General features: G+C 60.7%; 14 protein-coding genes and 1 tRNA gene. 7 read left to right on the plus strand and 8 right to left on the minus strand.

Features of this window, described 5'->3' with window-relative positions:
* Window positions 1–341 precede the first annotated feature (341 nt).
* The 3 genes from DXD48_RS03865 to DXD48_RS03875 form a co-directional block, all read right to left on the minus strand.
* A tRNA-Ala gene (locus tag DXD48_RS03865) sits at window positions 342–417 on the minus strand.
* Between the two features lie 70 nt (window positions 418–487).
* Complete coding sequence (locus DXD48_RS03870) at window positions 488–1,120, minus strand: thiamine diphosphokinase (protein ID WP_117564075.1); 633 nt, start codon at window positions 1,118–1,120, stop codon at window positions 488–490.
* An 18-nt stretch (window positions 1,121–1,138) separates the two neighbouring features.
* On the minus strand, window positions 1,139–1,828 hold the full coding sequence (locus DXD48_RS03875; RefSeq protein ID WP_117564076.1) for an HAD family phosphatase: 690 nt from the start codon (window positions 1,826–1,828) through the stop codon (window positions 1,139–1,141).
* Window positions 1,829–2,159: 331 nt separating this feature from the next.
* Here DXD48_RS03875 and glgB point away from each other — a divergent pair, with 331 nt between their 5' ends.
* From glgB to DXD48_RS03910, 7 genes are all read left to right on the plus strand, one after another.
* Complete coding sequence (glgB, locus tag DXD48_RS03880) at window positions 2,160–4,409, plus strand: 1,4-alpha-glucan branching protein GlgB (RefSeq protein ID WP_117564077.1); 2,250 nt, start codon at window positions 2,160–2,162, stop codon at window positions 4,407–4,409.
* 94 nt (window positions 4,410–4,503) lie between these two features.
* The gene (locus DXD48_RS03885) at window positions 4,504–6,930 is read left to right on the plus strand and encodes a glycogen/starch/alpha-glucan phosphorylase (RefSeq protein WP_117564078.1); all 2,427 of its coding nucleotides are present in this window, start codon (window positions 4,504–4,506) and stop codon (window positions 6,928–6,930) included.
* Window positions 6,931–7,036: 106 nt separating this feature from the next.
* Window positions 7,037–8,185 carry a glucose-1-phosphate adenylyltransferase gene (locus DXD48_RS03890; RefSeq protein ID WP_035138263.1) on the plus strand — a complete coding sequence of 383 codons (1,149 nt, stop codon included), beginning with the start codon at window positions 7,037–7,039 and terminating at the stop codon, window positions 8,183–8,185.
* 4 nt (window positions 8,186–8,189) lie between these two features.
* Window positions 8,190–9,317, plus strand: a complete 1,128-nt coding sequence (glgD, locus tag DXD48_RS03895) for a glucose-1-phosphate adenylyltransferase subunit GlgD (RefSeq protein WP_117564079.1) — start codon at window positions 8,190–8,192, stop codon at window positions 9,315–9,317.
* A 90-nt stretch (window positions 9,318–9,407) separates the two neighbouring features.
* Window positions 9,408–11,693, plus strand: a complete 2,286-nt coding sequence (gene glgA / locus DXD48_RS03900; RefSeq protein ID WP_199407891.1) for a glycogen synthase GlgA — start codon at window positions 9,408–9,410, stop codon at window positions 11,691–11,693.
* 215 nt (window positions 11,694–11,908) lie between these two features.
* Window positions 11,909–15,205: a 4-alpha-glucanotransferase gene (locus tag DXD48_RS03905; protein WP_117564080.1), complete on the plus strand. Its 3,297-nt coding sequence runs from the start codon at window positions 11,909–11,911 to the stop codon at window positions 15,203–15,205.
* Between the two features lie 88 nt (window positions 15,206–15,293).
* Window positions 15,294–15,530 carry an FmdB family zinc ribbon protein gene (locus DXD48_RS03910; protein WP_117564081.1) on the plus strand — a complete coding sequence of 79 codons (237 nt, stop codon included), beginning with the start codon at window positions 15,294–15,296 and terminating at the stop codon, window positions 15,528–15,530.
* 141 nt (window positions 15,531–15,671) lie between these two features.
* Here the strand turns inward: DXD48_RS03910 and DXD48_RS03915 are convergent, their stop codons facing one another.
* From DXD48_RS03915 to gltX, 5 genes are all read right to left on the minus strand, one after another.
* Window positions 15,672–17,072 carry an RsmB/NOP family class I SAM-dependent RNA methyltransferase gene (locus tag DXD48_RS03915; RefSeq protein ID WP_117564082.1) on the minus strand — a complete coding sequence of 467 codons (1,401 nt, stop codon included), beginning with the start codon at window positions 17,070–17,072 and terminating at the stop codon, window positions 15,672–15,674.
* Window positions 17,069–17,989: a methionyl-tRNA formyltransferase gene (gene fmt, locus DXD48_RS03920; RefSeq protein WP_117564083.1), complete on the minus strand. Its 921-nt coding sequence runs from the start codon at window positions 17,987–17,989 to the stop codon at window positions 17,069–17,071. Before fmt ends, DXD48_RS03915 begins: the two co-directional genes overlap by 4 nt.
* Window positions 17,990–18,314: 325 nt before the next feature.
* On the minus strand, window positions 18,315–18,851 hold the full coding sequence (gene def / locus DXD48_RS03925) for a peptide deformylase (RefSeq protein WP_117564084.1): 537 nt from the start codon (window positions 18,849–18,851) through the stop codon (window positions 18,315–18,317).
* Between the two features lie 18 nt (window positions 18,852–18,869).
* Window positions 18,870–21,323, minus strand: a complete 2,454-nt coding sequence (gene priA / locus DXD48_RS03930) for a primosomal protein N' (RefSeq protein WP_117564085.1) — start codon at window positions 21,321–21,323, stop codon at window positions 18,870–18,872.
* A gap of 210 nt (window positions 21,324–21,533) precedes the next feature.
* Window positions 21,534–23,009 carry a glutamate--tRNA ligase gene (gene gltX / locus DXD48_RS03935; protein WP_117564086.1) on the minus strand — a complete coding sequence of 492 codons (1,476 nt, stop codon included), beginning with the start codon at window positions 23,007–23,009 and terminating at the stop codon, window positions 21,534–21,536.
* Window positions 23,010–23,017: the final 8 nt, after the last annotated feature.

Consider the following 23,017-nt stretch of genomic DNA (forward strand, 5'->3'; position numbering starts at 1 on the left):
GGCCGAGGCCGCCTCGATCAATTTGCGAAAGAATCTTGACGGTACCGAAACTGATTTGGGCTGCGTTGGACAACATATCGTTCATTTGACGTGCTCAAGGGGTTTGTTTTGGGATGTTGTTCACGTTGACGCAGGTTATTGGGGTGCTGGCAATAATTGGGAGCGTTCCTGAAGCCCAAATGGAGAAGCGAGCTGCACTGGTAATTGCGTTTGGATAACAAACTATGTACAGACATGTGAAATAAATTGTGCAACTTTTTGTTGGCGTCGGAGGGGTTTGTGACCCGAGATATTTCGACAAAAAAAGACCTTCGGTATACCGAAGGCCTTTGCATTCACGATGGTGGAGACGAGGGGGATCGAACCCCTGACCTCTTGACTGCCAGTCAAGCGCTCTCCCAGCTGAGCTACGCCCCCGTGACGAGGAGATACTATAGGGGAAGTTGGCGCGACGTGCAAGGACTTTTTTGGGCCAGACTTTAAATGCCTAATGATATAGGTAAGCGATGGCGGTGCCAGTGTGGACTTGGATCGTGGCTGTTGACCTGACGACGTTGCTGATGCCCGTGTCGGCTAACAAGCCTAGCGGAGCGCGATCTAGTTCCCATTCTAGGCCGTGTTCACTTACCTCGGTGTTGGGGGCAATAGCGATGATGGAGAACGTCTTGCCTTCGGCGCCTTCGATGGTCCACGATTCGCCTGCGCGAAGGATGCGGGCCGTGGTCTCGTCTTCGGCAATCCAGACTGGGCCGTCATCGTAGCCTGCAAGCAGCCCCAGCACGGAAAGCGCCATATCCGGACGGCCGCCGGTGGCGCAGGTCGCAACCACTTCGGCACCCGGCCAACGATGGCGGACGGAATCCAGCGCCAGCGCCAGATCGGTATAGTCTTTGTAGGGGTCATGACGCTCCACCTCAAATGCTTCGGTGGCATCGACCAGCGCGCGACCTGCATCGCTCACCGTGTCGGCATCCCCCACATACACGTCGCAGTCCAGTCCCGCGCCCAACAGCGCATCGAGACCGCGGTCCACGGCGATGACGTCATCGCACTCCCCTGCTAGCCTACGCAACAGATCCGCGCTCACCACCACGGGCGAGCCGCAGACCACTAATACCATGCAAGCCACAGCCCTCGCCTATCCCTCAAACGAAAGCAAACGGGCCAAATCCAGGTCCTCATAGCTGTCGATAAAGATATCGCAGTTGGCGCGTACGTCGTCGCGCTTCATGCGACCGTGCGGGTCATAGATGCCCACGCGCTTAAAGCCTGCGGTGCCAGAGCTCTTTAGGCCAAAAACGGCGTCCTCAAACACCCAGGCGCGTTCAAGTTTGTGCCCATGACGCTCCTCCAGACGGCGCAGCGCCAGCTCGTACACATCGGGGAACTGTTTGGAGCGTCCCGCCTCGCCGGTGGTGGTCACAAACTCTATGTAGGCATCGAGCCCGGCGCCCGCAAGCGCAGACTTAACCAGCTCGGCCGGCGTGGACGTAGCCACACACATGGAAATGCCCGCCGCCTTCGCCTGCTCCAAAAATGCCAAGAGCCCCTCGCGCGGCGGCACCTTGGAGTAGCCATCGATCAGGATGTCGCTCAGCTCGCGATACAGCTCCTCGCCATTAGTGCCAATGCCCCACGTGTCGTGGTATGCCTGGCACTCATCCTCGAGCGACAAATGCTCAAACTGGGCAAAATCGTCGACTGTTACGTCAACTCCGTGGCGGTGCAATAACTCGGGCTGGGCATAGGCCCAAACGGGGGTGCTATTAACCAGCGTGCCGTCGCAATCGAAAATAAAAGCAACACTTGGGGCAGCGATGTGGTTCATAAACGAGCCTTTCGATGTCAAAAGGTAAACAACCTGCTAAAAACGTTTTACCAAACGTCAACCTAACAATCTAGAAACGCTAATTGATAAAACTGTCAAGAGTTTTACCACAGCAATTCTGCAAGTGGTATAAACATGGCGCTTACCGATTAAACGCACCCGCAAATCCTCTTTCGTTCATAAAAGTAACGTACAGGTGTTATCGTAGTTTTTGCCGAAAGTTCCACCGAGCACGCGAGGTGGAACGAATCATAGAACTATCGCCGTCCCTTCGATTCGTGCAGCCTTGGACCTTTCGCATCTAGTCACCAAGGCAACACGCTGCCGCGTCATGATGGGATCAAACGTGAGCGATACAAAGCTAAAGCCGGCAACCAAAAAGTCCACTACCCGTAAAGCCGCTCCGCATGCACCGGAGCTCACCAAAGACGATGTCTACCTGTTTGGCATTGGTACGTGGGAGCGCAGCTGGGAAAAGATGGGCGCGCACCCCGACACGCAGAACCGTACGCGCGGCTGGCGTTTTTGCGTTTGGGCGCCCGACGTAAAGAGCGTCCACGTCATTGGCGAATTTAACGGCTGGGATGAACAAGCCAACCCGCTGGTGCCCATGCATACGAGCGCTATTTGGGAAGGCTTTATTCCTGGCGCCGAGCAGGGCCAGCTCTATAAGTACCTTATCGAGACCAACGAGGGCGAAAAGCTCTACAAGGCCGATCCGTACGCCTTTAAAGCCGAGTGCCCTCCGGGTACCGCCAGCGTGCTGTGGACCCTCGATGGCTACAAGTGGAACGACGCCGCGTGGCTTAAGCGCCGCGCCAGCCATAACCACATGTCGCAACCCCTTAACATCTACGAGGTGCATATTGGCTCGTGGAAGCGCCACGGCGACGCGCCGCAGGGCGAGCCGGACGAGTACGGCAACTACCCCGGCCCCATGGATCCCTTCCCCGCGCAGCGCGGCGAGTTCTACACCTACGACGACCTGTCGGTGGAGCTCGTGGACTACGTGCGCGACATGGGCTACACGCATATCGAGGTCATGCCGCTTATGGAGCATCCCTTCGATGGCTCCTGGGGCTACCAGACGACCGGCTACTACGCCGCCACGTCGCGCTGCGGCAACCCGCAGCAGCTCATGCACTTTATCGATGCATGCCACGAAGCTGGCATCGGCGTGATCATGGACTGGGTGCCCGGCGGTTTTTGCGCCGACGCCCACGGCCTTGCCACCTTTAACGGCCACATGCTGTTTGAGCACGAGATTCACCCCAACTGGGGCACGCACAAGTTTGACTTCGCCCGCGGCGAGGTGCGCTCCTTCCTGGTCTCCAACGTGCTGTACTGGCTCGAAAACTTCCACGTAGATGGCATTCGCATGGACGGCGTGTCAAGCATGCTGTACCTCAACTTTGGCATTGACGATCCCGGCCAAAAGAAGTTCAACAAGTACGGTACCGAAGAGGATCTGGACGCCAGCGCGTTTATCCGTCAGGTCAACTGCGCTGTAGAGGCGCACTACCCCGACGTGATGATGATGGCCGAGGAGTCCACCGCGTGGCCGCTCGTGACCTATCCACCGCAGGACGGCGGTCTGGGCTTCCACTACAAGTGGGACATGGGCTGGATGAACGACACCCTGCACTACATGCAGACCGATTTTCCGTGGCGCCCCGGCAACCACGGCCTGCTCACATTCTCCATCATGTACGCCTTTACCGAGAATTTCATTTGCCCACTGAGCCACGACGAGGTCGTGCACGGCAAGTGCTCGCTCATTGGCCGCATGCCGGGTGACTGGTGGCGCCAGTTTGCCGGCCTGCGCACGCTCGCCTTCTATCAGATAACGCACCCCGGTGCCAAGCTCAACTTTATGGGCAACGAGATCGGCCAGTTTATTGAGTGGCGCTACTACGAGTCCATCCAGTGGTTCCTGACCGAGCAGTACGAGACCCATGCTCACCATCAGGCATTTATCAAGGCGCTCAACCACCTGTACACTGCCGAGCCCGCCCTGTACGAGCGCGGCTACACCGACGACGGCTTTACCTGGATCGATGCGGACAACTCCAAGCAGTCCATCGTGAGCTTTGTGCGTCAGGGCGAGGACATCGACGACGACCTGTTGATCCTGATCAACTTTGACCCGGCGAGCTACGAGAGCTTCCGCGTGGGCGTGCCGCGCGAGGGCGACTGGGAGGTCATCTTTGACTCCGACCGTCCCGAGTTTGGCGGCAGCGGATACGCCGGTGAGGAGCCCTACACCTGCTCGAGCGAGCCCTATCCCTGGAACGGGCAGATGGACTCTATTGAGATTAAGATGCCCGGCCTGGCAGGCGTGGTGCTTAAGCGCCGCGGTCCCAGCAGCTATAAGCCGCCGGTGGTGGAGGCTCCCAAGGCTGCGCCCAAGAAGCGCACGTCCTCGGTGAAGCCCAAGCCTGCGGCTGCCAAGAAGGCTCCGGCCAAGAATAAGGCCGCTGCCAAGCCCGCCGCCAAGACCACGGCCAAGAAGTCAGCCGCCAAAAAGGCTGCCTCCAAGGCTAAAACAGGCACTGTTAAGGCGTCTGGCAAGGATGCGTAACAAAGTCGTTACACGTGTAATTGCCCGCCCCGCCGGGGCGTAGGATATGAGTCATAACCGTTCCGGGAGAAACATCCCCGGGGGAAAGGAACGTATGAATAAGATCTTCGACAACAAGCAGGAGTTTACCGAGCTCTATCGCGAAGCCGTCATGAGCATCAGCGGCAAGAGCGTCGAGGTCGCAAGCGACCTGGACCGCTTTAACGCCCTGGCAAAGCTCGTGGCCGAGAAGGCGCGCACCGTCGCCACCAAGAGCGACGCCCGTGTGGCCGCCGAGGGCAAGAAGCGCGTGTACTACTTCTCGATCGAGTTTTTGATCGGCCGCCTGCTCGACAACTACCTGCTCAACTTTGGCGTTCGCGACATGGTCGCCGAGGCGCTCGACGACATGGGCTTCGACCTGTCCGTCATCGAGAACCAGGAGCCCGATCCGGCTCTGGGCAACGGCGGCCTGGGCCGTCTGGCCGCATGCTTCCTGGATTCCATGGCAGCCGAGGGCATTGCCGGCTACGGCAACGGCATGCGCTACCGCTACGGCCTGTTTAAGCAGGAGATCGTCAACGGCAGCCAGGTCGAGGCCACCGACGAGTGGCTCACCCACGGCTATCCTTGGGAGGTCCGCCGTCAGGACAAGGCCGTGACCATTAAGTTTGGTGGCCATGTTGAGGGCTTTGAGGAGAACGGCCGCACGTTCTACCGCACGGTAGATACGCAGGACATCCTGGCCGTTCCTTATGACATCCCCGTGGTGGGCTATGCCGGCGAGACCGTCAACAAGCTGCGCGTCTGGGCCACCGAGCCGGTCGAGGAGCACTTTGACCTTGAGGCCTTCAACCGCGGCGACTACGCCCTGGCCGATGCCGAGCGTGCCGAAGCCGAGGCCATCAGCGCCATCCTCTACCCCAACGACGCCGGCGAGCACGGCCGTCTGCTGCGCCTGAAGCAGGAGTACCTGTTTGTCTCGGCCGGCATCTACAGCCTGCTCGACACCTTTGAGAAGGAGCACGGCGAGAACTGGGAGCTGCTGCCGCAGTTTGTGGCCATCCACACCAACGACACGCACCCTGCCATGTGCGGCCCCGAGCTCATGCGCATCCTCATCGACGAGAAGAAGCTCGAGTGGGACGACGCCTGGAACATCGTGACGCAGGTCGTGAGCTACACCAACCACACCATCCTGCCCGAGGCCTTGGAGAAGTGGCCTATCGGCACGTTCTCCAAGCTCCTCCCCCGCGTGTACCAGATCATCGACGAGATCAGCCGTCGTTGGCACGAGTCGTTCGACACCACGCAGGAGGGCTGGCAGGAGCGTCTGCGCCAGACCGCCATTCTGTGGGACGGCGAGATTCGCATGGCCAACCTGTCTGTGATCTGCAGCCATAGCGTCAACGGCGTGGCCAAGATCCACTCCGACATCATCAAGAACATCGTGCTCAAGGACTTCTATGCCCTGACGCCCGAGAAGTTCAACAACAAGACCAACGGCATATCGCACCGTCGCTTCTTTGCCGAGGCCAACCCCACCTACGCCAAGCTCGTGACCGAGGCCATTGGCGATGGCTGGCTTAAGGACGCCTTTGAGCTGGAGAAACTCAAGGAGTTTAAGGACGACACCGAGTTCTTGAAGGCCGTGGGTGCCTCTAAGCGGGTCAACAAGGAGCGCCTGGCCGCCTACATTAAGGCCGAGACCGGTCTGGTCATCGACCCCAACACCGTCTTCGATGTCCAGGTGAAGCGCTTCCACGCCTACAAGCGCCAGCTCATGAACATCATGAAGGTGATGGACATCTACAACCGTCGCATCGCCGATCCCAACTTCCACGTGACGCCGACGACCTTCATCTTTAGTGGCAAGGCTGCCTCGAGCTACACCTTCGCCAAGGAGACCATCCGCCTCATTAACTCCGTCGCCGAGGTCATCAACAACGACGCCCGCGTGAACGAGGTTATGAAGGTCTGCTTTATCCCCAACTTCCGTGTGAGCAACGCCCAACTCATCTACCCGGCCGCCGAGATCTCGGAGCAGATCTCCACGGCCGGCAAGGAGGCCTCGGGCACGTCCAACATGAAGCTCATGATGAACGGCGCCATTACGCTGGGCACCCTCGACGGCGCCAACATCGAGATCGCCGACCTGGCCGGTCGCGAGAACGAGGCCATCTTTGGCCTGACCGCCCCCGAGGTCGAGCAGCTCTGGGCATCCAACAGCTACTTTGCTTGGGATACGCTCAACGGCGACCGCGAGCGTCTGGGCCGCGTGATGGACGAGCTCAAGGACAACACGTTTGCGGGTCTTTCGGGCAACTTCGAGAGCATCTACAACGAGCTCATGAACAACAACGACCCCGACCTAGTCATGGCCGACTTCCGCAGCTACGTGGATGCATGGGAAAAGCTCACCGGCAGCTACGGCGACCAGGAAACCTGGAACCGCAAGGCCTTGCTCAACACCGCCTCCTCCGGCTGGTTCTCGAGCGACCGCACCATTCGCGAGTACCGCGACGAGATCTGGCACGCGTAAAGGCGCGCGAGCTCCCTTTGCCGCACGGCATTACTCGACGGGCGTGACAGAGCGCCGCGCCCGTCGCAAATGGGTTTAGGAACATCGATGACAGAAGGAGAAATCGATGAGTAAGAAAGAATGCATCGCGATGCTCCTCGCAGGAGGACAGGGCAGCCGATTGGGGGCACTCACCCAAAAGATCGCCAAGCCGGCGGTTAGCTTTGGTGGCAAGTTCCGCATTATCGACTTTTCGCTGTCCAACTGCTCCAACTCGGGCATCGACACGGTGGGCGTTCTGACGCAGTACCGTCCCTACCTGCTGCATGCCTACGTGGGCTCCGGCGAGGCGTGGGATCTGGACAGCCGCGACGGCGGCGTGTCGATCCTGCCGCCGTACGAGACGCAGACCGGCGGTGCCTGGTATGCGGGCACGGCCGACGCCATTACGCAGAACCTCGACTACATCAAGGCCAACGACCCCAAGTACGTCCTGATTCTTTCGGGCGATCACCTGTATCGCATGGACTACCGCAAGATGCTCAAGACGCACATTGAGAACAACGCCGACCTCACGGTGAGCGTTATGCCCGTGCCGTGGGAGGAGGCCAGCCGCTTTGGCATCCTGACCACCGACCCCGAAGACGGCCGCATCACCAAGTTCACCGAGAAGCCCGAGAAGCCCGATTCGAACCTCGCGTCCATGGGCATCTACATCTTCTCGGCCGACGTGCTGATCGAGGCGCTCGAGGAGGACGCTCTGGACCAGCGCTCGAGCCACGACTTTGGCAAGGACATCATCCCCAAGCTGCTCGGTGAGAACAAGCGCCTGTACAGCTACGAGTTCCACGGCTTCTGGAAGGACGTCGGCACCATCGCCAGCTTCCATGAGACCTCGATGGACCTGCTGGGTAACAACCCCGAGTTCGATCTGTTCGACAAGAACTTCCCCATCATGTCCAACATCACCACGCGTCCGCCGCACTACATTGGCCCGGACGGCCGCCTAGACGACTGCCTGGTCTCCAATGGCTGCAAGATCTACGGCACCGCTCGCCACTCGATCCTTTCGACCGATGTCATCATCGAGGAGCGCGCCGTGGTCGAGGACTCCGTGCTGCTGCCGGGTGCGCACGTTAAGAGCGGCGCGCACATCTGCCGCGCTATTTTGGGCGAGAACTCCACGGTCGAAGAGGGCGTGAAGCTCGGCTCTGTCGATACCACCAAGGATACGGCCGTCGTTGGAAATGACGTCGTTATCGGGAAGGGGGAATGATCCGATGATCAATCGCAAGGCCATCGGTTATATCACCGCTAACTACTCTTCGTCCTACGGCAGTGTCCTGCTCAAGGACCGCCCCATCGCGTCCGTTCCGTTTTTGGGCCGCTACCGCCTGATCGACTTTCCGCTGTCCAACATGATGAATGCCGGCATCAAGACCGTTGGAGTCGTCATGCCGGGCAACTACCGCTCGCTGATCGACCACGTGGGCTCTGGCAAGGACTGGGGCCTGGACCGCAAGAAGGGCGGCCTGTTCATGGTGCCCGGCAACGCGTATGGCACCACCAAGGGCGGTATGCGCTTCCTGCTGCGCGACATCATCTCCAACAAGACGCTGTTCCAGCGCTCGGAGAAGCCCTACGTTGTGATGATGGGCACCAACATCATCTTTAACATGGACCTCAACACCATCATCGAGGCGCACGAGAACTCCGGTGCCCAGATGACCGTGGTGTACTGCAAGGCCACGCGCAACGTCGATGACGAGACCAAGCTCGAGATTAACGAGAACGGCCGCCTGACGGGCGTGAGCGCCGGCGTCGTGTACGGCGACAACGCGTCTATGGACTGCTGCATCGTCAACCGCGAGACGCTGCTCGAGATCATCGACCACTACCAGGCCGCCGACTATCTGGACCTGCTCGAGGCACTCCAGGGCGACTTTGGCAACATCGACGTGTGCAGCTACGAGTACAAGGGCGAGGTCGTGGGCGTGTTTAGCGAAAAGTCGCTGTATCGCCGCAGCATGGACCTGCTCGACCAGACCGTGGCCGACCAGCTCTTTGACCCCGAGCGCCCGATCCTGACCAAGGCTCACGACGTGCCGCCTTCGCGCTATGCAACCGGCAGCCACGCGTGCAACTCGATCATCTCGGCCGGCTGCATCATCAAGGGCACCGTGCGTAACTCGATACTGTCGCGCGGCGTTGTGGTCGAGGAAGGTGCGTCGGTCACCAACTCGATCATCAACCAAAGCTGCATCATCAAGAGCGGCGCCCGCGTCGAGAATGCCATTCTGGACAAGAACAACGTGGTTCCCACCAACACCGAGCTTCGCGGCACGCCCGAGAACATCCTGGTGCTGGGCAAGGCTCCGTTAACTTCCGACACCACCATCGTACGTTAACGTTGGCACCGCAACATCGCTCGTAACATGTAGAATAGCCGTCCGGTTAGCGCCAGGCGGCTATTCTCGAATTGCAACATGGGAGACAATATGGCTGATTCCAGCAAAAAGATGCAGATCGTGTTTGCCTCGGCCGAGTGCGCACCGTTTGTGAAGACCGGTGGCCTGGGCGACGTAGCGGGCTCGCTGCCTGCGGCGCTCGTGCGCGCCGGCGCCGAAGTTATCGTTATGGTGCCCAAGTACGCCACCATCAAGGACGAGTACAAGGCGCAGATGGAGCACTTCTCCGATTTTTACGTGAGCCTGGGCTGGCGCAACGAGTACTGCGGTCTCGAGAAGCTCGAGCACGACGGCGTCACCTATATGTTCATCGACAACGAGCGCTACTTTGCGCGCGACTATCCGTACGGCTTCTTTGATGACGGCGAGCGCTTTGCGTTCTTCTCCAAGGCCATCACCGAGAGCCTGCAGCACCTGCCGGCCGGCTTTGAGTGCGACATCCTGCACTGCAACGACTGGCAGACGGCACTGGCGCCCGTGTTCTTGCGCGAGTTCTACCAGGGCCTGCCGATGTACGACCGCGTCAAGACCGTGTTCTCGATCCACAATGTGGCATTCCAGGGCCAGTTTAGCGACACCGTGATGGAGGATATCCTGGGCGTGGCGCATATTCCCGCTGCCGCCTCGCAGCTGCGTTGCGATGCCTGCAGCGTCAACTACATGCTGGGCGCGCTGCGCTATGCCGACGCCATCACCACGGTGAGCCCCACCTATGCCAACGAAATCCAGACGCCAGAGTTTGGCGAGGGCCTGGACGGCGTGCTGCGCGAGCGCTCGTACGCGCTGCAAGGCATCCTTAATGGCATTGATGTGGCGGGCTTTGACCCGGCGACCGACAAGCGCATTGCCGCCAACTACACCGTGGAGGACCGTTCCGGCAAGGCCGTGTGCAAGGCCAAGCTGCAGGAAGAGCTGGGGCTCGAGGTTCGCGACGACCGCCCGCTCATGGTGATGGTCACGCGCCTGACGCGCCAAAAGGGCATGGACCTGGTCATGTACGCGCTCGACCGCATTTTGGCCGGCGGCGTTCAGGTGGCCGTGCTGGGCACCGGCGACCGCGACTACGAGGACGGCCTGCGCTACTTCCAGGACAAGTACCCCGGCACCATGGCCGCACGCATCGAGTTCGATCCTGCGCTGTCGCAGCGCATGTATGCCGCCGCCGACATGTTCCTAATGCCTTCGAAGTTTGAGCCCTGCGGCCTGTCGCAGATCATCGCCATGCGCTACGGCACCCTGCCGATTGTTCGCGAGACTGGCGGTCTGAAGGACACGGTGATTCCGTATAACGAGTTTACCGGCGAAGGCACGGGCTTCTCGTTTACCAACTTTAACGGCGACGAGATGGGCGACGCCGTGTTCCGCGCGGCGCGTCTGTTCTGGGATAACCGCGACGCCTGGAACCAGCTGGTAACGCAGGCCATGAGCCAGGACTTTAGCTGGACGCGCTCGGCCGATAAGTATCTGGACCTGTACTTCTTTATGCACCCGGAGATCGAGCGCCCGGTGGCTGTTGTCGACGAGCCTGAGGCTGTTGCTGAGCCGGTGGCCGCTGAGGAGCCCAAGGCCGAGGAGAAGTCTGTTGAGGCTGAGCCCGCAAAGGCCGAGCCTGAGGTGAAGGCTGAGGTTGCTCCCAAGGCAGAGGTCGAGGTCAAGCCTGCTGTAAAGCCCGCAGCTAAGAAGACCGCGACTCGTAAGACGACGGCGAAGAAGGCCACGACCACGAAAGCCGCTGCGAGCAAGACCGCGACCGCGAGCAAGACCACCGCTGCCAAGACAACGACCGCGCGCAAGCGCACCACCGCCGCTGCCAAGAAAGCCGCCGAGGCCGAGGCTGCTCCCGAGGTAAAGGCCGAGGTCGCAGAGGCCAAGCCGGCCGCCAAGGCTCCGGCAAAGACCGCTGCCAAGAAGACGACCACGACCGCCAAGAAGGCAACGACCGCCAAGAAGACCACGGCAACGAAGTCGACGGCCGTCAAGGCTACTGCGACCAAGGCCGCTCCGAAGGCCGCCGCAAATGCTACTGCGACCAAGGCCGAGGAGGCAGCCGCCGAGCCCAAGGCCGAGGCAGCTGTCGAGGCCAAGCCGACCGCCAAGACCACCACGCGCAAGCGCACTGCAACGACGGCCAAAAAGACCACGACCAAGGCTGCTGCTCCTAAGGCGGAAGCTAAGGCCGAGGCCAAACCCGCAGTAAAGGCCAAGCCCGAGCCCACAATGGAGACCCCGGTCTCCCCCGCCGCCGCAACCGAGAAAAAGGCGCCGTCGAAGAAGACTTCCGTCCGCAAGGCAACGGCCACCCGCAAGCGCCGCTAATCCAGACGATCCAAAACCTCATCAAACCCTAAGCAAGGGGCGCTCCAACCGGGCGCCCCTTCTCTGTAGGTAGTGGTAAAACGATTTTCTAGGACAACCGTTCGCCGATGGTAAACGGATGTTGTTTATACACCCTGTGTACTACAGATATACTTACATCTTAGGCGTAAAACCCATGGCCCGCAGGCCATGATTCTATTGAACTGGACCGTACTATGAGATTGATACACAACAGCCGTCTACCGCAGTTTCGCACTCCGTTTGGCGCTGTGACCACTGGAACTTCCGTTGCACTCTCGGTGATTTTGGAGGATGCCGATCCCAACCAGGCAACGCTTACGCTGCGCACCTGGGTCGATGAAGTCGGCGAGACCCTGATCCCAATGGAGCACGAAGGCGATGGCATTTTTACCGGCGAGCTCAAATGCACTGAACCGTGTCTTGTGTGGTACAGCTTTATATGCAATATCGAGGGCCAGCCCGAGGTCCGCTTGGGCGCACCGCAGGGTCGCACCGGCGGAGAGGGCGTAACTTACGACTACGCCGAGGTTCCGTCCTTCCAGATTACCGTCTATAAGCACCGCGAAGTGCGTCCCGAGTGGTACGAGCGTGGCATGGTCTACCAGATCTTCCCCGATCGCTACGCCCGAGATGAAAACTGGCGCGAGCGCACGCTGGCCGAGGTCGAAAAACCACGCAACGGAATCCAGCGCCGCATGGTCGAGGACTGGAACGAGCCGCCCGTGTACGAGCGCGCCGAAGACGGCTCCATCAAAACCTGGGACTTCTACGGCGGGTCGCTCAAGGGCATCCAGGAAGACCTGCCTCGCATCGCCGAGCTGGGCTTTACGGCCATCTACCTCAACCCCATTTTTGAAGCCGCGAGCAACCACCGCTACGACACGGCCGACTACACCAAGATCGACCCGATCCTGGGCACCGAGCAGGACTTTACCGAGCTGTGCCAGGCGGCCGAGAAGCTGGGCATCTCCATCATTCTGGACGGCGTCTTCAACCACACAGGCGATGACTCGATCTATTTCAACCGCTACGGCAACTACCCCGGCGTGGGCGCGTGGCAGAGCGAGGATTCGCCATGGCGCGATGCGTTTTATTTCCACGAGGACGGCTCATACGACTGCTGGTGGGGCGTGGGCAATATGCCCGCCATCAATGAGAGCTCCGAGCTGGTACGCGAGCGGCTTCTGGGCAAGGACGGCGTGATCCGTAAATGGCTACGTGCCGGCGCTCATGGCTGGCGCCTGGACGTGGCCGACGAGCTTTCGGACGATTTCCTGACCGAGATCAAGAAGGCAGTACTTGCCGAAAAGCCTGATGCACTGTTGCTCGGCGAAGTCTGGGAAGACGCCTCCAACAAGATCAGCTACGGCCATCTGCGTCGCTATCTGCAAGGCTCAGAGCTCGACTCGGCTATGGATTATCCCTTCCGCGACATGGTCATCGGCTTTTTGATGGGCTACAAGAACGCCTACCAGGCAGCCGAGGATATCGAAACCCTGCGCGAGAACTATCCCCGTGAGGCCCTGTCCTGCTCACTTAATCTGCTTTCGAGCCACGACCGTCCGCGCATTATCTCGGTGCTCGGCGGCGGCCCCGACGAGTCGCAGCTGCCCGAGTGCGAGCGCAGCAAATGGCGTCTGGACGAGAACTCGATGGGCCTGGCCAAGAGCCGTTTTTGGCTCGCAACGCTCATGCAGATGACGTTCCCGGGCGTGCCTTCGATTTACTATGGCGATGAGTACGGCCTGGAGGGTCTAACCGATCCGGGCAACCGCCGCACCCTGCCGACCAAGGACCAACTGCACGACTTCGACACGCTGGCTATTGTCAAAAACGCCTCCGCCGTACGCCGCGCACTACCGTTTATGATCGACGGCGAGATCAAGGCCTTCGCGCTCAACGACGAGGTGCTGGCATACAACCGCACGGGCAAGGATGGCGAGTCCGCGACGGTTATCATTAATCGTAGTCTGCGCAATTCGCACCGCGTGACGATTCCGGCGCTCGACGAGTGCGCGAGTGATGTGATCAGCGGTCACGAGTGCGAGATCCACAACGGCACGGTCACGCTCGATTTGTATCCGCTGGGCTCGTCGATCATCTATCACCATGCCGAGCAGCGCTTGCAGGAGCCGCTCGATCACGGCGCGGGCGTTGTGTGCCATATCACCTCGGTACCGACCGATGACGGCAAGCCCGGCACGATCGGCGCACCCACGCGTCGCTTTATCGACCATCTGTTCGCTATGGGCATGCGCTACTGGCAGGTCCTGCCTGTCAACCCAACGGACTTCTTCCGCTCCCCTTACGCCGGGCCTTCGGCCTTTGCGGGCAATATTGACCTGCTGCCCGAGAGCCAAGAGGAGCTGGCGGCCGACTTTGAGACTTGGAAGGCCCGTGGCGGCGAAGATGCCGATCCGCTCTACACCGCGTTTAAACATCGCAACGCCGATTGGCTCGAGAAATACTGCGTCTACATGGCCGTTAAGAAGTACTTTAAGGGCGAGTCGCGCCACGATTGGCCGACGGATGTCGCGCGCTACAACGAGCACCTGATTGACGACAAGCGTTTCCACGACGAGGCAGAGCTGCAGGCGTACATGCAGTACCGCTTTGACCTAGCCTGGTGCGAGCTCATGAACTACGCGCACAAGAAGGGCATCGAGGTCATCGGCGATATCCCGATGTATGTCTCGGACGATTCGGCCGATGCATGGAGCGAGCCCGAGAACTTCTGGTTGTCCGATACCGGCAAAGCGATTGAGATTTCCGGTGCGCCGCCCGACAACTTTGCGCCCGAGGGCCAGGTGTGGGGCAACCCGACGTTCCGCTGGGACCACATGAAGCAGAACGGCTACCGCTGGTGGATGGACCGCCTGCGTCGCGCGTTCTCGCTCTACGACCGTGTGCGCCTGGACCACTTCCTGGGCTTCCATAGCTACTTTAGTATCCCCGCGGGCAAGGCTTGCGCCGACGGTCGCTGGCTAGCGGGCCCGGGCAAGGACCTGTTTCAGACCGCCTACGACGAGCTAGGTCCGCTCAACTTTATCGCCGAGGACCTGGGCTATTTGACGCCCGGTGTTCGCGCCATGGCTTCGACCTGCGGTTTCCCCGGCATGGACGTGCTGGAGTTTAGCGACTACGACGTTCGTTGCGGTGTGCATCCCACGCCCGGCAAGATTCTGTACACCTCGACGCACGATACGTCGACGCTGGCCGGTTGGTGCACGCGTTCCTTTGCGGGTGGCGACGTGCCGAGCGGTGTTGAGGTGGCGTCCAAGCTGATGAGCGACGCGCTGGCAAGCGACGCTCCCCTGGTGATGATGCCGCTGCAAGATGTCTTGGGACTGGGCGACGACGCGCGCATGAACGTTCCGGGCGTGGCCACGGGCAACTGGACCTGGCAGGCTGACGAAACCGATGTTGCGGCCGCCGAGGGCAAAACTTCGCAGCTCCTGCGCAACACCCATAGATTCTGGGGCGAAGCGTGATAAAACCCCCGATATAGGGTACAGTTACAGCTGTTTGAATTTTTGCGGGCAGAGCGATCTGCCCGCTTTGTGCTGAAAAGGAAGTATTATGGCGCGCTACGATTACAAGTGCTCGAGCTGCGGCAACGTGTTCGAGGTTGAGCATCCCATGTCCGAGACCCCCGAGGTCGTGTGCCCCAACTGCGGCGCTCCGGCCGCCAAGACGTTCTCGGCCAGCGGCATCAAGTTTGAGGGCAGCGGCTTCTACAACACCGACCAGCGCAGCGGTGGCTCAAGCACCAGCGCCACCAGCGGCTGCTGCGCCAACTGCCCGCATAACCACTAGAAACCAATCAGCCCCGCGACCGACACCAATCGCGGGGCTGTTTCTTTAGCTGCCCAGGCTTCCTTATGAGTTGCGGTGAAATAAGGACTGTTTGGCGGGCAGAAGCCGCTATTCAATCCCTATTTCACCGCAACTTAGTCGTTACTTGTGGACCAGGCGGGCGCAGAAGTGGCCGTCGTAGGAGTCGGCATTTACCGGCACGCTTTGGAAGAGGCCTCGATCATTCTGGCGTACGGATACGAGCTTCTTGGCCCTATCGAACTCGGGGAGTTGCAGAATCTGCGCCTCGGAGAGCGGCTCCAGGCTAAAACCGGTGCCCTCGGGAGAGTTCAGGAAAGCGTCCACCACCTGCATGTTCTCCTCGTCGAAGACCGAGCACGTCGCATAGATGAGCTCGCCGCCGGCAGCCACGCGGACAGCAGCCTCTTTGAGCATCGTCAGCTGCAGCTTGGGCAGCTCAACCGTCACATCCTTTTCGGTCAGGCGCCACGGGATCTCGGGATGACGACGCATGGTTCCGGTGCCAGAGCACGGCGCATCGATAAAGACCGTATCGAACTTAACCGGCTCGCCAAGCATGGCATCAAACGACGTCAGTACTTCATCAAGCTCGCAAGCATCACCCGAAACCGTACGAACGCCCTGAATACCTGCCTTATGCAGGCGAGCGAGATTCTGGTCGCACTTGCGATCATGCAAATCGAGCGCCGTATGCTGACGCTCATAGCCCGCACGCTTGGCCTGGCACATCATCACATAGGTCTTGGTGCCACGGCCGGCACCAATCTCAAGGCAGCAACCAGGGCGCGTGGCAGCTGTGGCGATAAGTTGCGCGTTGAGATCAGAGGCCACCGCGGCAGCACGCTCAAACACACCCGAAGCAACGGTAACCTGGGCATCAACCGGGGCATGGCAGCCCGGGAAGACAGGCGCGACGAGCTGCGAGATATACGGATCGGGCTTGGAAGCAAAAGCGTTCTCATGCAGGGCCAGCGGCGCGGGGGCCAGATTGCCGGCAAAGTTAAGCGCACCCTCTGGCGTGTCAAACGATGCCATAATGCGAGCGCACAGCCATCGCGGCAAGCCCATCAGGCGAGACAGGCGAACCAAGCGTCGCTCAGACTCATCGGCATCCACCGCGGCGGCAAAATCATCGACGTTGTCCGCAACCTTATGCAGAACGGCGTTCGCCAGACCGGCGGCGGACTTAGCACCGCAGCGAACCAGCTCAACTCCCTGACTTACGGCAACGCGGCCAGGCGTATGCAGGTAGAGCATCTCGAAGGCAGAAATACGAAGCGCCATGCGAACGCGCGGCGCAACCTTTTTGGGCTTATCGAGAAACTGATCGAGCAGCTCGTCCAAAATACCCTGCGTGGCGGCAACACCCAGCGCCAAGCGGGCGGCAAAAGCGGAATCGCGCTGGTCAATAGCCTTGGCCGATGCGCGAGAGGACAGCACGTCGCGTGCATACATGCCGCGGCGATCGGCCTCCATCAGCACATAGAGCGCAAGCTTGCGCGCGGGAGACAGCCTGCTCATGACAAAACACCCCAGATAAGATCGGCACCCTGCAGGCCAGCAGACCAAGCAGAAGCAGTCATAGCACGCTTGCCATCGGGCTTAACCTCGAGCAGTTCAACCGAGCCATCAGAAAGGCCCAGGTAAACACGCTTGGCCTTAACGAGAACCTGACCCTCGCCGAGCGACACATCAGCCGCCGCAGCATCGAGCACACGCACGGTCTTGCCGGCAATCACGCAACGAGCAGGCGCGGTATCGGACGAAGCGAGCACATGACGCACGCAATCGAGCGCCGCCATTTGCGGATCCAAGCGCATCTCCTGCTTAGAAATCTTGGCAGCATGGGTAACGAGCGCCTCATCCTGTTCAGTCCACACGGCAGTGCCATCGGCAAGAGAGGGAAGCGTATCGGTAAGCAGTTTGCCGCCGAGCTCAGCGAGCTCCATGGTCAGCGCCTCAGCATGCTTACCGGCAACCGAGGTCGAGGCCTGCGCACAATAGGCGCCGGTATCCACGCCATGCCCAATGCGCATAATAGAAACGCCAGCAATCTCATCACCAGCAAGAATGGCACGCTGAATAGGAGCAGCCCCACGCCAACGAGGCAGCAAGGACGCATGAACATTCACAATACCAAGCGGCGCCATATGCAGCACCTCATCAGGCAAAATACAGCCATAAGCAGCCACACAGAAAATATCAGCCTGGGCAGCCTGGAGCACCTCAACAACCTCAGGCGTCATACGATTAGCCTCAACAACCGGCAACCCCAGCTCAAGCGCCTTAGCCTTAACAGGAGACGGCTCTAGCTTCTTACCTCGCCCACGAACAGCATCGGGACGAGTAATAACGAGCGCAACCTCATTACCAGCCGCAACAAGCGAAGTCAGCGAAGGCACAGCAAAATCAGGCGTACCCATAAACACAATACGCATAAAAGTTAGTCTCCTCTCAACCAAAGCCGAGACGGCTACAAAGAACAGCGGAAAGCCAAGTCACCAGCCCATCCGCAATAACATTTCAACAAGAACAAATATACCCAAAACCAAAGAAAGAGCCGCAATAAAAGCAGCTCTTTCAGCAAAGCACCTATCAGCGAAGACGCCCATCCCTGGCCCGACGGCACCTGGGCGAGACAAGCAGCGTCAACGTAGTCCCCGGGGCGCCTGCCTATATCGTCCCGCGCGCAGTTTCGCAGCGCAGCGAGAATGTTTGAGCACGGGATGATATGTGGGCGCTCAGCACCGGGGACGGACAAACCTACTCCGTCTCGCCCGGTCGAGCGCCGCGGGCCAGGGCGTCCTGGTACTCCTTGACTGCCTTGATCCTCTGCATCGGCTTCAGTCGCTCGAACATGGTGTTGCCGTGCAGGTGATCGATCTCATGCTGCAGGCACACGCAGAACAGATCGCCCGAGGCCTCATAGCGAATCAGGTTGGCGTCCAGGTCATACGCCTCGACGACGACATGGTCGGGACGCTCGATCTCACAGCTAATGCCAGGAATGGATAGGCAGCCCTCGCTATACGGAACGAGATGGTCGCTTTGCTCGACAATCACGGGATTGATGAGCACGTACGGGTCGTAGTCGTTCTTGTCGCTGTAGTCGCAGTCGATGGTAACGAGCTGAATGAGCTCGCCGATCTGCGGAGCAGCCAGGCCGCAACCGCCGTTATCGAACATCATTTTCTTCATCTTCTCGGCAAGCGCCTCGATCGCCGGGGTGATCTCCTCGATGGCGGCGCACTCCTGGCGCAGACGAGGGTCGGGCGACAGTACGATTCCGTTGGCTTCCATGGCCATCCTTTCGGTTTGTTACATCAAATCATAGGCGTCGACGTCAACGCTCACGCTCACGCCGCGCACAGAGCCCACCTCTTTGAGGCAGGCGTCGATATCATCAGAGACATGGTACCCCACGGGCGACTTCACAAGCAGATGGAAGCGGTAACGGTCCTTGGCTCTCTCGATTACACACGAAGCCGGGCCTAGCACCTGCGGCACGGCACTCCCCGCCCGCAAAAAATCGGGCGCGGCGGCATGCCAGCGGCGCTTAAGAAGCTTTGCGATGCGCCCAATGTAGTCCTGCGCGTCGTCTCGGTTTGCCGACCACACCAAGATGTTGACCAGGCGAACAAACGGCGGGTACAGCGCGTCGCGGCGCTGGTCCAAATCGTAGTCGGTAAAGATCGAACGGTCGTGCTCAGCGACGGCACGAATGACCGGATCCTCGGGCAGGTAGGTCTGGACGATCACCTCGCCGGGACGATCACCACGACCGGCACGGCCGGCGACCTGCTCCAGTAAATCGTAGGCGCGCTCCCCTGCGCGAAAATCGGGCAGCTTAAGGGCGAAGTCGGCATTGACCACGCCCACGAGCGTGACCTCGGGAAAATCGAGACCCTTTGCGATCATTTGGGTGCCCAGCAACACGGCGCAATCGGCCGCATCGAACTGCTCGAGCAGCTTTTTGTGCGAATCCTTGCCGCGCGTGGAATCGGCATCCATGCGGATGATGGCGACGTCCTCGGGCAGCATCTGGTGCAGTGCGTCCTCGATCTGCTGCGTGCCCAGCCCCATTTTTGCCAGGTAGCGGCTGCCGCACTTGGGGCAACGACTCGTGGGCGCGGGATACGGCTGCACGCGCCAGGAGGATCCGCATGTGTGACATTGCAGCGTGTGCGTGCGCTCGTGATACGTAAGCGCTGTGGAGCAGTGGTTGCAGGTGGGAACGCAGCCGCACTCGCGACACATCAGGAACGGCGCAAAGCCACGGCGGTTATGCAGCAGCACGGCCTTCTCGCGACGCTCGACCACACGCTCCAAGCCCTCCATCAAGGGTTTTGAGAACATGGAGCGGCTGCCGTGTGAAAACTCACGGCGCAGGTCGGCAATGCGGACCGTAGGCAGCACGGCGAGTCCCGGGCGCTCGGGCATCTCGACACGCGTCCAGGTAGCACCGTTGTATGTACCGCGGCGGCAGCGGTCGAGGGCCTCGGCAGAAGGCGTGGCCGAGCCCAGCACAAGTGGGCAGCGATAGCGGCGCGCCATCTCGGCCGCAACCTCGCGCGCATGGTAGCGCGGGCTGGAGCCCTGCTTGTAACTGGTCTCGTGTTCCTCGTCGATGATGATGAGACCCAGGTCGCTGAGCGGGCAAAAGAGCGCCGAACGCGCGCCGACGACAACGCGGGCAGTACCGCTGGCAACCATGTCCCACTGGTCCAGGCGCTCGCCGGCCGAAAGCCGCGAATGGAACACGGCGACCGTCTCGCCAAAGCGCGAACGAAAGCGGCCGACGGTCTGGGCCGTCAGCGAGATCTCGGGCACCAGCACGCAGGCCGAGCGACCTGCTGCGAGCACGCGCTCGATGGCGGAGAGGTAAACCTCGGTTTTGCCGGAGCCGGTGACGCCGTCGACCAGCACCACGTCGCCATGAGCGTCCAGACGGGCGCGCTCAATCTGCGCGAGTGCCTGTTGCTGGCCGTTGGTAAGGGAGACCGGCGCCTTGCCGCTTGCCGAGGACAGCGTGGTCTGCTCGCTGCAGCCACGCCATGCACGGCGCTCCTCAACCACCACGACGCCGCGCTTTTCGAGCGCCTTGATGGTCGCCGACATACTGTTATAGAGAAGGTTGAGGTCGCGCGTCGTGACAGGACCACACTGGAGCGCCTCGATGAGTTGGCGCTGGCGGACCGCGGTCTTGGGCGGCGTGTAGTCAAAGCCTTCGGGCGTAAGCATCACCCAGCGGTTTTGGATGGGTTTGACGGCTGGACGTTCAACCGTCCACACACCGTCGTCGCCCTTGACCACACGCGGGCTGCCACCCGGAGGCAAGAACAGGCGCAGACACTCGGAAAGCGTCGCGACATACTCGCGGCTCATCCAACGTGCGATGCGGGCGGCTTCGGCGGTAAAGAGCGGTTTGCTGAGGATGGCCTCGATGGGCTTGATGCGCACCGGGTCGAGGGAGTTGTTGCCCGGCAGATCGCCCAGATCAGGCGCAATGTCGACGACATAGCCCGCGGCGGCACGGTTACCAAAGTGGACCAGGACCGTGGATCCGATCTGGACCTCGTTGGCAAGGGACTCGGGGATGCCGTAAGCAAACGGTTCCGACAGCGCACGGGTGGGGATGTCGAGGACCACGCTCGCGTAGGCGGCAGGGGGCTCGGGCGAAGGCTTAGACTGAGCCGAGGCAGCGGCAGGCTTGGGCTTCACCGGAGCTTCCTCCGGTTCCGGCAAACCAAACAGCGACAGTTGTTGAGCCATACACCACCTCTAACGAACGGACCTGAAAGGGGTGGGACAAAACAATCAGTAGAGTTTGTCCCATGGCCGATACGAGTGTCGAGCTCGTTGCGACACTCGAACATGGGACAAACACTACTGATTATTTTGTCCCAGCAACCCACTCATCGGTACAGAAACAAGAGCCCCGCTCGGGTGAACGGGGCTCGGATACATGCATTTGCGCGTCTACTACAGCGCCATCGTGCGAGCGCGGTCGATACGCGCCAGGCAGTCGTCGCGGCCGACGAGCGCCATGGTCTCGCCCAGCGGAGGGCTCACCATGTTGCCGCAGACGGCGACGCGCACGGCCTGGAACACCACGCGCTTCTTGAGGTCCATCTGCTCGGGCAGCGGCTCAAGCGCGGCGTCGATGGCCTCGGCAGTCCACTTGTCCACGCCCTCGAGCGCGGCCTTGGCGGCATCCAGAATGGCGCCCATGCCTTCCTTAGCCAGGCCCTTGTTAACGGATTTCTCGTCATACTCGAGCGTCTCGGCCGTAGCAAAGATGGGAGCGGCGACGGTCACGGCGTCGGCCGGCATCTTGGTGCGCGGCTTGACGATGGCGGCAAGCGCATCAATCCAGTCCTCGCCGTACTCGACGTTGCCCTCGATGAGACCTGCCTCGTGCAGTTCGGGGACCATGATTTCATCGGCAAACTGCGCGTCGGACATGCCGTTGATGTACTCGGCATTGACCCAATCGAGCTTCTTGGGATCGAAGGTCGCCGGGTTCTTGGAGATGCGGTCGAGCGAGAACTTGCTGGCTAGGACATCGCGCGGGATGATCGTGGTCTCGCCGTCGAGCGACCAGCCGAGCAGCGCCAGGTAGTTGACGAAGGCGTCGGAAAGGTAACCGGCGTCGCGGTACTCCTCCACCGAAGTTGCGCCGTGGCGCTTGGAGAGTTTCTTACCGTCGGCGCCCAGGATCATGGAGATGTGGGCGAACGTGGGCACGGGCGCGCCGAGGGCCTCGTAGACCATGACCTGGCGCGGGGTGTTGGACAGGTGGTCGTCGCCGCGGATGACATGGGTGATCTTCATCATAGCGTCGTCGACGACGGTCGCGAAGTTGTACGTGGGCGTGCCATCGGAGCGGAAGATGACAAAGTCGTCGAGCTCCTTGGCGTCGAAGGTCACCTCACCGTGAACGGCGTCGTGGATGACGACGTCGCCGCGGTCCTCGGGCACCTTGATGCGCAGGACGTAGGACTCGCCGGCCTCGATGCGGCGGCGGGCCTCCTCGGGATCAAGATCGCGGCAACGACGCTGATAGCCCTGGAAGGGGTCCTTGCGCTCCTGCGCGGCCTTGCGGTCGGCGTCGAGCTGCTCCTTGGTGCAGAAGCAGGGATAGGCCTTGCCCTCGTCCCAAAGCTTCTGGGCGGCCTGCTTGTACAGGTCCAGGCGCTCGGTCTGGGCATAGGGGCCATAGTCGCCGCCCACCTCGGGACCCTCGTCCCAATCCAGGCCCAGCCAACGCATGGCGCGCAGGATGATCTGCGTGTTCTCGTCGGTGGAGCGGGTGGGGTCGGTGTCGTCGATGCGCAGGATGAACGTGCCGCCGTTTGCGCGGGCGAAAGCCCAGTTATAGATAGCGGTGCGGGCGCCGCCGATGTGCAGCTTGCCCGTCGGTGAGGGTGCAAAGCGGACGCGAACGTCTGATGCCATGGAAATCT

This window comes from Collinsella sp. TM05-37, assembly GCF_003436455.1.
Taxonomy (GTDB): Bacteria; Actinomycetota; Coriobacteriia; order Coriobacteriales; family Coriobacteriaceae; genus Collinsella.